The organism is Microbacterium hydrocarbonoxydans (genome assembly GCF_900105205.1).
Taxonomy (GTDB): Bacteria; Actinomycetota; Actinomycetes; order Actinomycetales; family Microbacteriaceae; genus Microbacterium; species Microbacterium hydrocarbonoxydans.
Genome location: NZ_FNSQ01000007.1, coordinates 1 through 11,969, shown reverse-complemented (window position 1 = coordinate 11,969; position 11,969 = coordinate 1). Strand labels below are relative to the sequence as shown.

General features: G+C 70.9%; 12 protein-coding genes and 3 pseudogenes. 7 read left to right on the top strand and 8 right to left on the bottom strand.

Features of this window, described 5'->3' with window-relative positions:
* The 3 genes and pseudogenes from BLW44_RS17300 to BLW44_RS18735 all read left to right on the top strand — a co-directional run.
* A pseudogene (locus tag BLW44_RS17300) lies at positions 1–375 on the top strand (general stress protein); the annotation flags it as partial.
* Positions 376–645: 270 nt separating this feature from the next.
* Positions 646–993 carry a hypothetical protein gene (locus BLW44_RS17295; RefSeq protein ID WP_074732174.1) on the top strand — a complete coding sequence of 116 codons (348 nt, stop codon included), beginning with the start codon at positions 646–648 and terminating at the stop codon, positions 991–993.
* 268 nt (positions 994–1,261) lie between these two features.
* Positions 1,262–1,812: pseudogene (locus BLW44_RS18735) on the top strand (alpha/beta family hydrolase).
* Here BLW44_RS18735 and BLW44_RS18375 read toward each other — a convergent pair.
* The 5 genes and pseudogenes from BLW44_RS18375 to BLW44_RS18555 form a co-directional block, all read right to left on the bottom strand.
* Complete coding sequence (locus BLW44_RS18375) at positions 1,813–2,028, bottom strand: hypothetical protein (RefSeq protein ID WP_254775144.1); 216 nt, start codon at positions 2,026–2,028, stop codon at positions 1,813–1,815.
* On the bottom strand, positions 1,989–2,474 hold the full coding sequence (locus tag BLW44_RS18370; protein WP_254775146.1) for a phosphotransferase: 486 nt from the start codon (positions 2,472–2,474) through the stop codon (positions 1,989–1,991). The genes BLW44_RS18375 and BLW44_RS18370 overlap by 40 nt, the downstream gene beginning before the upstream one ends.
* A gap of 238 nt (positions 2,475–2,712) precedes the next feature.
* Positions 2,713–4,135 (bottom strand): annotated as a pseudogene (locus tag BLW44_RS18460) (aminopeptidase P family protein).
* A gap of 37 nt (positions 4,136–4,172) precedes the next feature.
* On the bottom strand, positions 4,173–4,751 hold the full coding sequence (locus BLW44_RS18560; protein WP_338061395.1) for an endonuclease/exonuclease/phosphatase family protein: 579 nt from the start codon (positions 4,749–4,751) through the stop codon (positions 4,173–4,175).
* A complete protein-coding gene (locus BLW44_RS18555; protein ID WP_338061394.1) occupies positions 4,751–5,194 on the bottom strand; it encodes a hypothetical protein in 444 nt (147 codons plus the stop codon). The genes BLW44_RS18560 and BLW44_RS18555 overlap by 1 nt, the downstream gene beginning before the upstream one ends.
* A gap of 96 nt (positions 5,195–5,290) precedes the next feature.
* Here BLW44_RS18555 and BLW44_RS17270 point away from each other — a divergent pair, with 96 nt between their 5' ends.
* Positions 5,291–5,899: a PHP domain-containing protein gene (locus BLW44_RS17270; protein WP_074732172.1), complete on the top strand. Its 609-nt coding sequence runs from the start codon at positions 5,291–5,293 to the stop codon at positions 5,897–5,899.
* 576 nt (positions 5,900–6,475) lie between these two features.
* Here the strand turns inward: BLW44_RS17270 and BLW44_RS18550 are convergent.
* The gene (locus BLW44_RS18550; RefSeq protein WP_338061393.1) at positions 6,476–6,673 is read right to left on the bottom strand and encodes a PHP domain-containing protein; all 198 of its coding nucleotides are present in this window, start codon (positions 6,671–6,673) and stop codon (positions 6,476–6,478) included.
* Positions 6,674–6,771: 98 nt separating this feature from the next.
* Here BLW44_RS18550 and BLW44_RS17260 point away from each other — a divergent pair, with 98 nt between their 5' ends.
* From BLW44_RS17260 to BLW44_RS17250, 3 genes are read left to right on the top strand one after another with little or no spacing between them, the layout of a single operon-like run.
* A complete protein-coding gene (locus BLW44_RS17260) occupies positions 6,772–7,794 on the top strand; it encodes an endonuclease/exonuclease/phosphatase family protein (RefSeq protein ID WP_060926982.1) in 1,023 nt (340 codons plus the stop codon).
* Positions 7,795–7,831: 37 nt separating this feature from the next.
* Positions 7,832–9,256 carry an aminopeptidase P family protein gene (locus BLW44_RS17255; RefSeq protein WP_060926981.1) on the top strand — a complete coding sequence of 475 codons (1,425 nt, stop codon included), beginning with the start codon at positions 7,832–7,834 and terminating at the stop codon, positions 9,254–9,256.
* Between the two features lie 9 nt (positions 9,257–9,265).
* Positions 9,266–10,159 (top strand): aminoglycoside phosphotransferase family protein, encoded by an 894-nt coding sequence (locus BLW44_RS17250; RefSeq protein WP_060926980.1) that lies wholly within the window; start codon positions 9,266–9,268, stop codon positions 10,157–10,159.
* On the opposite strand, the gene BLW44_RS17245 is transcribed toward BLW44_RS17250, so the two are convergent.
* Positions 10,160–10,807: an alpha/beta hydrolase family protein gene (locus BLW44_RS17245; RefSeq protein WP_060926979.1), complete on the bottom strand. Its 648-nt coding sequence runs from the start codon at positions 10,805–10,807 to the stop codon at positions 10,160–10,162.
* A complete protein-coding gene (locus tag BLW44_RS17240) occupies positions 10,807–11,151 on the bottom strand; it encodes a magnetosome magnetite crystal formation protein family (RefSeq protein WP_420811385.1) in 345 nt (114 codons plus the stop codon). The genes BLW44_RS17245 and BLW44_RS17240 overlap by 1 nt, the downstream gene beginning before the upstream one ends.
* Between the last annotated feature and the right edge of the window lie 818 nt (positions 11,152–11,969).

Below are 11,969 nucleotides of genomic sequence, written 5' to 3'. Positions count from 1 at the left end.
GTGACCTATGCGATCGTGCGCCGGCGTCGCGACTTCGCGAGCATCACCCAGTTCGCCGCCGACCACTACGAGGTCCGGGTGCAGGCATCCTCGCTCGCGAAGGCGCGTCTGGCTCTCGGTGCGGCGACGCCCGCCCCGGTGCGCGCGCCGGTCAACCTCGACGAGCCGCCGCGCTACGGCGAGCGGATCACGCCGGGCGCCCAGCCCGCACCGACTCCTCCCGCACCGACCCCTCCCGCACCGGAGGAGCCCGCTGCCGGGTCCTCGCCTGTTCCTGCCGCGGAACCCACTCCGCCGCTGGGGGTCCGGACGCTCTCCGTCGGACCCCGCCGTTCCTCCGCGCCCGGCCGATCCCGCCGCTCCTCCGATCGATGAACCGCAGCAGCCGGGTGCGCCCGGGGTGCCGCCCACGTCGGCGGGCACGGCCTGATGGCCGACGCGCCTCGCGAGTCGGGACAGCCTTCGCAGCCGTACTCCGTGCCCGCGCACCCACCCGTCCCGCCGGCACCTCCCGCCGCGCCCGGAGGTTCCGGACAGGTCGCCGCACCGGTATACGGCGACCTGCCGCCTCAAGCGCCAGGGCACGTCCAGCCTCAGGCGTCCCGGTACGCCCCGCCTCAGGCTCCAGGGTACGTCCAGCCTCAGGTGTCCGCGCCGGGGTATGCGCCTCCTCAGGCGCCCGGGTACGTCCACCCCCAGTCGCAGGGGTACGCCCCGCCGCAGACTCCCGGCGCCTACCCGACCGGCGGATACCCCGCAGGCACCTACCCGGCGGCCGTTCCGCCGCGGGGACTGCTGCCCTGGGCCCTCGGCCTCCTGATCCTGTTCCCGGTGCCTTTCCTGGGGGGACTCCTGTCCGGAATCGCCATGGCGGTGAGCGGGGGAGCGTCGCGCCGGTTCGGCGGTGTCGCCCGTGAGAACGCGCGTGCCGCACTGAACTGGGGCCTCACCTACCTGCTGGTCTCGACGGTCCTCATCGTTCGCACTTCGTGATCCTCTTCACGCTCACCGAGGACTCGCCTACCGGGTTCTATCCGATCGGCATCCCGATCACGTGTACTTCGCGCTGTCGCTGCTCCACCTCGTCCTCGTGATCGTGGGCATGGTGCGCGCCTCGAGCGGCAAGGTCATGCGCGTGCCGTTCGCCATCCCGTACCTGCGCGCCTGATGACCGAGATCCGCGTCGAGCTGCCCACCGGCCCGACGACCGTCTCCGCCGACTGGGCGGGCGACGGCGAAGGCGCGATCGTCGTGATCGCTCATGGGGCGGGAACCGGCAAGGACCATCCCTTCTCCTCGGATTCTCGGAGGCGCTGGTCGAACACGGATTCCGGACGCTACGGTTCAACTTCCCGTACGTCGAGCAGGGGCGGCGGATGCCCGGACCGGCTGCCCACGCGATCGCGACGTGGCGAGCAGTCGTCGATGTCGCGCGACAGCAGGCTCCCGAGGCGCCGATCTGGCCGCGGGGAAGTCGTACGGCGGCCGGATGGCCTCGATGGCGGTGGCGGAGGGACTCGTCGTCGACGGCCTCGCCTACCTCGGCTACCCACTGCATGCTCCGGGCAAGCCCGAGAAGCCCGTGCCGAGCACCTGCCGGCGATCGCGATCCCGCAGCTGTTCGTGGAGGGCACGAACGACCCGTTCATCCAGCCGCTGTCGCAGTTCGAGGAGGTCGTCGCCACCTGCCAGGACGCGCGGGTGGTCTGGATCGACGGCGGCGGCCACACGTTCGAGATCAAGGGACAGCGGCGTCCGGCATCCGAGATCGGCGCGTCGCTCGCACCGATCGTCGCGGATTTCGCGGCCTAGTCAGCCGATCGCCGACAGCTCCGGGTCGTGCAGCAGCCGGCGCATGGTCGAGAGGCCGAGTGCACTCATCGGCGGGTTCGAGCGCTCGTAGTACCAGACCAGGCCCATCGCCTGCTGGAGCGCCCAGGCGGCGCCGCGCCGCCATTCCGCGGTCTCGACATCCAGCCCGCTCCTGATCAGCTCGCGCCGACGCTCATCGAAGAGGTGCCAGCACACGACGAGATCGAGCGCTCGATCGGCGGGACCGAAGCCGCCGCCGTCGAGCACCCGGACAGGCGATTCTGCGAGACGAGCAGATTGAACGGCGTGAGGTCGCGATGGCTCATGACGTCGGGGCCGACGGACGGCAGCTCGCGCAGCTCGGCCCACAGCCGTCGCACCCGATCGGCGTCGAGCAGGTGCGCGCCCTTCCCGATGCACTCGGCGACCCACTCGTCGTGGTCGGTGAGTGTGCCCCCTCTGCCGTGCCCGTCGAAGGAGCGCCCGCGGACGGGTGCCGCGCGCAGTGCGGAGACCATCGCGACGACGTCGAGGGCGAGCGGATCCGACGACTCATGGTCCACCGGGCTCGCCGGTTCACCGGGCAGCCACGTCTGCACCGACCAGGCGGAGGGGTACTCCGGCGTCGGCTCGCCCACGCCGTGCGGCTGCGGTGACGGGATGACACTGAACTCGGCCAGCTCCGCCAGGGCGTCCGATTCGGCGCACCACGGCCTCCGACTCGGGCAGTAGCGGAAACCGCGCTGCCAGGTCGTCGCCGATCCGGACGATCGTGTTGACCGTGCCGGTGGTGTGCACCCGCCGCACCGGCACGGAGGCGAGCTCGGGGAAGCGCTGAGCGATCAATCGCTCGGCGTCATCGTCAGAGAGGCCGAGCTCACCCTCGTGCATCTCGGTGCGTCAGCCCTGGACTCGCGCGATCCAGGCCTCGACCTCGTCGGCGGTGCGCGGGATGTCGGCGGACAGGTTGACGGGTCCGTCCTCGGTCATCAGGATGTCGTCCTCGATGCGCACGCCGATCCCGCGGTACTCGGCCGGAACGGTGAGGTCGTCGATCTGGAAGTACAGCCCCGGCTCGATCGTGAACACCATGCCAGGAGCGAGGATGCCGTCGTAGTACATCTCGCGACGCGCCTGCGCGCAGTCGTGCACGTCGATGCCGAGGTGGTGCGAGGTGCCGTGCACCATGTAGCGGCGGTGCTGTCCACCGGCGTCTGCGTCGAGGGCCTCCTCGGCGGACACCGGGAGCAGGCCCCACTCGGCCACGCGGGCGGCGATCACACGCATCGCGGCCTCGTGCACCTCGCGGAAGCGCACGCCGATCCTGGCTGCCGCGAAGGCGGCGTCAGCGGCCTCGCGCACTGTCTCGTACACCCGCCGCTGCACCTCGGTGAAGGTGCCGGAGACGGCAGGGTGCGCGTGATGTCGGCCGTGTAGAGGCTGTCCGCCTCGACACCAGCGTCGACGAGGATCAGGTCGCCGGGGACGACGGTGCCGTCGTTGCGGGTCCAGTGCAGGTAGCAGGCGTGCGGGCCGGAGGCGGCGATCGTGTCGTATCCCTCGCCGTTTCCATCCTCCGCGCGCGTCGGTGGAACACGCCCTCGACGACGCGCTCGCCCCGCGCGTGCGCGACGGCGTCGGGGAGGGAGCGGATGACGTCCTCGAACCCCTGGGCCGTGATGTCGACGGCACGGCGCATCTCGCCGATCTCGTACTCGTCCTTGATCAGGCGCAGCTCCGAGACGAAGCGGGTGAGGTCGTCGTGCTCGTCGAGCACGAGCTCGCCCTCGGTGGACGCGAAGTCCTGCAGGTGGGCGGTGGCGAGGTCGAGGTCCGCCGAGACGCCTTCGAGCGAGGGGCGGGGGCCGATCCAGAACTCGCCGACCGTGGCATCCGCGTAGAACTCGGTCGTCGTCCGGTCGGCACGCTCGCGGAAGAACAGGGTGACGTCGTGCCCGGACTCCGTCGGGTCGAAGACCAGGATCGAGTCGGGCTCGGCATCCGACGCCCATCCGGTGAGATGCGCGAACGCGGAGTGCGCGCGGTACGGGTAGTCGGTGTCGTTGCTGCGCTGCTTCAACGAGCCGGCCGGGATCACCAGGCGCTGGCCCGGGAAGGCGGCCGAGACGGCCGCGCGGCGCGCGGCCGCGTACGACGCCTGGGCACGGGGCGTCGGGATCGACTCCGGTCGTTCGGCCCACCCGGTGGAGATCGTGTCGAGGAATCCGCGCGGGAAGGGCTGCTTGCGGTTCGTCGTCGTGCTCGCGGCGGCCGCGGTCTCGGTGGTGGGCTCTGCGATCGTGTCGGGTTCTGCGGTGCTCATCCCTCCAGTCTGTCACCTGCGGGCGGAGCGCGGGATGTCAGCCGGCGGGCTCGAGCTGCACGACGAGACCCCGGTGATCGCTGCCGCCTCCGCCGCCGATCACGACCGAGCCGGTGGGCGTCCAGTTCGGCGAGGCCATGACGTGATCGATCGGGGTGCTGAGCAGCGCCGGCAGCGAGCTCGGCCAGGTGCCGCTGAATCCGTTGCCCGTGCGCGACGCCGCGTCGCGGCAGTAGCCCATGTCGCCGCCGTCGACTCCGAGGCCCGCCATGTGATCGATCGTCGCGTTGAAATCACCGGCCAGCAGGAAGTCGCCGGCGGGGCACTGGTCCGCGATCCAGCGCAGGTCGCTCTGCCACTGGGCCATGTCCTCCATACGCGGAGCGACGGCATGAACGGCGACGATGGCCGGTCCGCTTCCGTCGACCGGCATCAGCACAGCGGAGGGCACCGAGCCGGTGTTGTTCGAGCCGTCCTCCGAGGACTCGATGACGGAGTACTCGCCGAGGTCGGGCGAGACGAGCACCGTCGTGTGCCAGGACTTGGGTCCGTCGACCACATCGGGCTTGAACTGCACGTGGTGCACCCACATCGGATGGCCCTGTTCGCGCAGCATCACGGCGATCTGCTCACCGACCTCCTCCGTCGTCTCGGAAGAGCCACGACATCGGCGCCGCGATCGAGGATCTGCTGTGCGATCTCGTCGGCGGAGACCTCGTCTCCCGCGGTGTTCCAGGTGAGCACCCGGATGCTCGACTCCGTCGGCTCGGGCAGCGTGTCGGCCCCGAAGCCGCGCAGGTAGCCGATCGCGCCGGTCGCGGCTGCTCCCAGCAGCGCCACGATCAGCACGGACGCCGCGAAGCCTCGAAGGGGCTTCGCGAGCAGGAGCAGCAAGGACAGCACCGCGACGACCAGGAAAGCCGCCAGGACCACGCCGCGTGCGGCCACGATCTGCGCGAACGGGAAGGTCTGCTCGAGATGGAAGAGCTGCGGCCACACCACGACCGCCGTCGCGATCGCGAGCAGCACGGTGAAGAGGATCCCCAGGAGACGAAACATCCCTCAAGCCTAGAAGTCCTCTCTGTGAAGTCCCTGCGCGGGCGCCGCGCGTCCGGCCGCGCGTCCGACGGTCGCCGCCATCGGTACGCTCGGAGGATGGCCGTCGCTCCCTCACCTCGCTTCGCTGGTCCCTCCGACCTGCATATGCACTCGAACCACTCGGACGGCACGCAGTCACCGGCCGAGGTCGTGCGGCAGGCCCACGCTCACGGGGTACGCACCCTCGCGCTCACCGACCACGACCGCACGACCGGGTGGGACGAGGCCGCAGAGGCGAGCGCCGCGCGCGGCATGACGTTCATCCCCGGGATGGAGCTCTCCGCCAAGCACGAGTGGCGCAGCGTCACGTACTGGGGTACCTGTTCGACCCCCTCGATGCCGACCTGGTCGCCGAGACGGACGCATCCGCGGCGACCGTACGGCCGGGCCGAGCGATCGTGCGCAGCATCGGCGAGACTACGACCTGGATCGGACGACGTGCTGGCCCAGACCACCCTGGATGCCACGGTGGGACGACCCCACATCGCCGACGCGCTGATCCGCGAGGATCGTCCGCGATCGCACGGGCCTCGACGGCATCCTGCATCCGCGCGAGGGTTACGAGCCGCACTATGCGCCGGACCCGCTGACCGCTGTGCGTCTGATCACGGGCGCCGGGGAGTGCCGATCATCGCGCATCCCGTCACGCCGGGCGTGACCGGATGATGCCCGTGCGTTCATCGAACGGCTGATCGATGCGGGGCTCGGCGTTTCGAGATCGACCATCGCGAGACACCGAGGCGGGCAAGCGGACGCTGCGCGCCCTCGCCGCGTCGCACGACCTGATCGTGACGGGCTCGAGCGACTATCACGGCGCGGGCAAGCCGTGACGTCGGCCAGGTGCGCACCGGAAACCGCCGAGCCCCGCATCGATCAGCCGTTCACGGCACGGCATCATCCGGTCACGCCCGGCCGTGACGGGATGCGCATCGGCACTCCCCGGCGCCGTGATCAGACGCACAGCGGTGGTCCGGCGCATAGTGCGGCTCGTACCCTCGCGCGGATTGCCGTCGAAATCGCGGCTCGCGATCAGCGCGTCGGCGATGTGGGGGCAGGGTGGTCTGGGCCAGCACGTCGTCCCAGTCCAGGTCGTAGTCTCGGCCGATGCTGCGCACGATCCGCTCGGCCCGGCCGTACGTCGCCGCGGAGCGACCAGGTCGGCATCAGGGGTCGAACAGGTACCCCAGTACGTGGACGCTGCGCCACTCGTGCTTGGCGGAGAGCTCCATCCCGGGATGAACGTCATGCCGCGCGCGGCGCTCGCCTCTGCGGCCTCGTCCCACCGGTCGTGCGGTCGTGGTCGGTGAGCGCGAGGGTGCGTACCCCGTGAGCGTGGGCCTGCCGCACGACCTCGGCCGGTGACTGCGTGCCGTCCGAGTGGTTCGAGTGCATATGCAGGTCGGAGGGACCAGCGAAGCGAGGTGAGGGAGCGACGGCCATCCTCCGAGCGTACCGATGGCGGCGACCGTCGGACGCGCGGCCGGACGCGCGGCGCCCGCGGCAGGGACTTCACAGAGAGGACTTCTAGGCTTGAGGGGATGTTTCGTCTCCTGGGGATCCTCTTCACCGTGCTGCTCGCGATCGCGACGGCGGTCGTGGTGTGGCCGCAGCTCTTCCATCTCGAGCAGACCTTCCCGTTCGCGCAGATCGTGGCCGCACGCGGCGTGGTCCTGGCGGCTTTCCTGGTCGTCGCGGTGCTGTCCTTGCTGCTCCTGCTCGCGAAGCCCCTTCGAGGCTTCGCGGCGTCCGTGCTGATCGTGGCGCTGCTGGGAGCAGCCGCGACCGGCGCGATCGGCTACCTGCGCGGCTTCGGGGCCGACACGCTGCCCGAGCCGACGGAGTCGAGCATCCGGGTGCTCACCTGGAACACCGCGGGAGACGAGGTCTCCGCCGACGAGATCGCACAGCAGATCCTCGATCGCGGCGCCGATGTCGTGGCTCTTCCCGAGACGACGGAGGAGGTCGGTGAGCAGATCGCCGTGATGCTGCGCGAACAGGGCCATCCGATGTGGGTGCACCACGTGCAGTTCAAGCCCGATGTGGTCGACGGACCCAAGTCCTGGCACACGACGGTGCTCGTCTCGCCCGACCTCGGCGAGTACTCCGTCATCGAGTCCTCGGAGGACGGCTCGAACAACACCGGCTCGGTGCCCTCCGCTGTGCTGATGCCGGTCGACGGAAGCGGACCGGCCATCGTCGCCGTTCATGCCGTCGCTCCGCGTATGGAGGACATGGCCCAGTGGCAGAGCGACCTGCGCTGGATCGCGGACCAGTGCCCCGCCGGCGACTTCCTGCTGGCCGGTGATTTCAACGCGACGATCGATCACATGGCGGGCCTCGGAGTCGACGGCGGCGACATGGGCTACTGCCGCGACGCGGCGTCGCGCACGGGCAACGGATTCAGCGGCACCTGGCCGAGCTCGCTGCCGGCGCTGCTCAGCACCCCGATCGATCACGTCATGGCCTCGCCGAACTGGACGCCCACCGGCTCGGTCGTGATCGGCGGCGGAGGCGGCAGCGATCACCGGGGTCTCGTCGTGCAGCTCGAGCCCGCCGGCTGACATCCCGCGCTCCGCCCGCAGGTGACAGACTGGAGGGATGAGCACCGCAGAACCCGACACGATCGCAGAGCCCACCACCGAGACCGCGGCCGCCGCGAGCACGACGACGAACCGCAAGCAGCCCTTCCCGCGCGGATTCCTCGACACGATCTCCACCGGGTGGGCCGAACGACCGGAGTCGATCCCGACGCCCCGTGCCCAGGCGTCGTACGCGGCCGCGCGCCGCGCGGCCGTCTCGGCCGCCTTCCCGGGCCAGCGCCTGGTGATCCCGGCCGGCTCGTTGAAGCAGCGCAGCAACGACACCGACTACCCGTACCGCGCGCACTCCGCGTTCGCGCATCTCACCGGATGGGCGTCGGATGCCGAGCCCGACTCGATCCTGGTCTTCGACCCGACGGAGTCCGGGCACGACGTCACCCTGTTCTTCCGCGAGCGTGCCGACCGGACGACGACCGAGTTCTACGCGGATGCCACGGTCGGCGAGTTCTGGATCGGCCCCCGCCCCTCGCTCGAAGGCGTCTCGGCGGACCTCGACCTCGCCACCGCCCACCTGCAGGACTTCGCGTCCACCGAGGGCGAGCTCGTGCTCGACGAGCACGACGACCTCACCCGCTTCGTCTCGGAGCTGCGCCTGATCAAGGACGAGTACGAGATCGGCGAGATGCGCCGTGCCGTCGACATCACGGCCCAGGGGTTCGAGGACGTCATCCGCTCCCTCCCCGACGCCGTCGCGCACGCGCGGGGCGAGCGCGTCGTCGAGGGCGTGTTCCACCGACGCGCGCGGGAGGATGGAAACGGCGAGGGATACGACACGATCGCCGCCTCCGGCCCGCACGCCTGCTACCTGCACTGGACCCGCAACGACGGCACCGTCGTCCCCGGCGACCTGATCCTCGTCGACGCTGGTGTCGAGGCGGACAGCCTCTACACGGCCGACATCACGCGCACCCTGCCCGTCTCCGGCACCTTCACCGAGGTGCAGCGGCGGGTGTACGAGACAGTGCGCGAGGCCGCTGACGCCGCCTTCGCGGCAGCCAGGATCGGCGTGCGCTTCCGCGAGGTGCACGAGGCCGCGATGCGTGTGATCGCCGCCCGCGTGGCCGAGTGGGGCCTGCTCCCGGTGTCCGCCGAGGAGGCCCTCGACGCAGACGCCGGTGGACAGCACCGCCGCTACATGGTGCACGGCACCTCGCACCACCTCGGCATCGACGTGCACGACTGCGCGCAGGCGCGTCGCGAGATGTACTACGACGGCATCCTCGCTCCTGGCATGGTGTTCACGATCGAGCCGGGGCTGTACTTCCAGATCGACGACCTCACCGTTCCGGCCGAGTACCGCGGGATCGGCGTGCGCATCGAGGACGACATCCTGATGACCGAGGACGGACCCGTCAACCTGTCCGCCGACATCCCGCGCACCGCCGACGAGGTCGAGGCCTGGATCGCGCGAGTCCAGGGCTGACGCACCGAGATGCACGAGGGTGAGCTCGGCCTCTCTGACGATGACGCCGAGCGATTGATCGCTCAGCGCTTCCCCGAGCTCGCCTCCGTGCCGGTGCGGCGGGTGCACACCACCGGCACGGTCAACACGATCGTCCGGATCGGCGACGACCTGGCAGCGCGGTTTCCGCTACTGCCCGAGTCGGAGGCCGTGGTGCGCGCCGAATCGGACGCCCTGGCGGAGCTGGCCGAGTTCAGTGTCATCCCGTCACCGCAGCCGCACGGCGTGGGCGAGCCGACGCCGGAGTACCCCTCCGCCTGGTCGGTGCAGACGTGGCTGCCCGGTGAACCGGCGAGCCCGGTGGACCATGAGTCGTCGGATCCGCTCGCCCTCGACGTCGTCGCGATGGTCTCCGCACTGCGCGCGGCACCCGTCCGCGGGCGCTCCTTCGACGGGCACGGCAGAGGGGGCACACTCACCGACCACGACGAGTGGGTCGCCGAGTGCATCGGGAAGGGCGCGCACCTGCTCGACGCCGATCGGGTGCGACGGCTGTGGGCCGAGCTGCGCGAGCTGCCGTCCGTCGGCCCCGACGTCATGAGCCATCGCGACCTCACGCCGTTCAATCTGCTCGTCTCGCAGAATCGCCTGTCCGGGGTGCTCGACGGCGGCGGCTTCGGTCCCGCCGATCGAGCGCTCGATCTCGTCGTGTGCTGGCACCTCTTCGATGAGCGTCGGCGCGAGCTGATCAGGAGCGGGCTGGATGTCGAGACCGCGGAATGGCGGCGCGGCGCCGCCTGGGCGCTCCAGCAGGCGATGGGCCTGGTCTGGTACTACGAGCGCTCGAACCCGCCGATGAGTGCACTCGGCCTCTCGACCATGCGCCGGCTGCTGCACGACCCGGAGCTGTCGGCGATCGGCTGACTAGGCCGCGAAATCCGCGACGATCGGTGCGAGCGACGCGCCGATCTCGGATGCCGGACGCCGCTGTCCCTTGATCTCGAACGTGTGGCCGCCGCCGTCGATCCAGACCACCCGCGCGTCCTGGCAGGTGGCGACGACCTCCTCGAACTGCGACAGCGGCTGGATGAACGGGTCGTTCGTGCCCTCCACGAACAGCTGCGGGATCGCGATCGCCGGCAGGTGCTCGGCACGGGGCTTCTCGGGCTTGCCCGGAGCATGCAGTGGGTAGCCGAGGTAGGCGAGGCCGTCGACGACGAGTCCCTCCGCCACCGCCATCGAGGCCATCCGGCCGCCGTACGACTTCCCCGCGGCCCAGATCGGCGCCTCGGGAGCCTGCTGTCGCGCGACATCGACGACTGCTCGCCACGTCGCGATCGCGTGGGCAGCCGGTCCGGGCATCCGCCGCCCCTGCTCGACGTACGGGAAGTTGAACCGTAGCGTCCGGAATCCGTGTTCGACCAGCGCCTCCGAGAATCCGAGGAGAAAGGGATGGTCCTTGCCGGTTCCCGCCCCATGAGCGATCACGACGATCGCGCCTTCGCCGTCGCCCGCCCAGTCGGCGGAGACGGTCGTCGGGCCGGTGGGCAGCTCGACGCGGATCTCGGTCATCAGGCGCGCAGGTACGGGATGGCGAACGGCACGCGCATGACCTTGCCGCTCGAGGCGCGCACCATGCCCACGATCACGAGGACGGTGGAGCAGCGACAGCGCGAAGTACACGGTGATCGGGATGCCGATCGGATAGAACCCGGTAGGCGAGTCCTCGGTGAGCGTGAGAGGATCACGAAGTGCGAGACGATGAGGACCGTCGAGACCAGCAGGTAGGTGAGGCCCCAGTTCAGTGCGGCACGCGCGTTCTCACGGGCGACACCGCCGAACCGGCGCGACGCTCCCCCGCTCACCGCCATGGCGATTCCGGACAGGAGTCCCCCCAGGAAAGGCACCGGGAACAGGATCAGGAGGCCGAGGGCCCAGGGCAGCAGTCCCCGCGGCGGAACGGCCGCCGGGTAGGTGCCTGCGGGGTATCCGCCGGTCGGGTAGGCGCCGGGAGTCTGCGGCGGGGCGTACCCCTGCGACTGGGGTGGACGTACCCGGGCGCCTGAGGAGGCGCATACCCCGGCGCGGACACCTGAGGCTGGACGTACCCTGGAGCCTGAGGGGGGCGTACCGGGACGCCTGAGGCTGGACGTGCCCTGGCGCTTGAGGCGGCAGGTCGCCGTATACCGGTGCGGCGACCTGTCCGGAACCTCCGGGCGCGGCGGGAGGTGCCGGCGGGACGGGTGGGTGCGCGGGCACGGAGTACGGCTGCGAAGGCTGTCCCGACTCGCGAGGCGCGTCGGCCATCAGGCCGTGCCCGCCGACGTGGGCGGCACCCCGGGCGCACCCGGCTGCTGCGGTTCATCGATCGGAGGAGCGGCGGGATCGGCCGGGCGCGGAGGAACGGCGGGGTCCGACGGAGGAGCGTCCGGACCCCCAGCGGCGGAGTGGGTTCCGCGGCAGGAACAGGCGAGGACCCGGCAGCGGGCTCCTCCGGTGCGGGAGGGGTCGGTGCGGGAGGAGTCGGTGCGGGCTGGGCGCCCGGCGTGATCCGCTCGCCGTAGCGCGGCGGCTCGTCGAGGTTGACCGGCGCGCGCACCGGGGCGGGCGTCGCCGCACCGAGAGCCAGACGCGCCTTCGCGAGCGAGGATGCCTGCACCCGGACCTCGTAGTGGTCGGCGGCGAACTGGGTGATGCTCGCGAAGTCGCGACGCCGGCGCACGATCGCATAGGT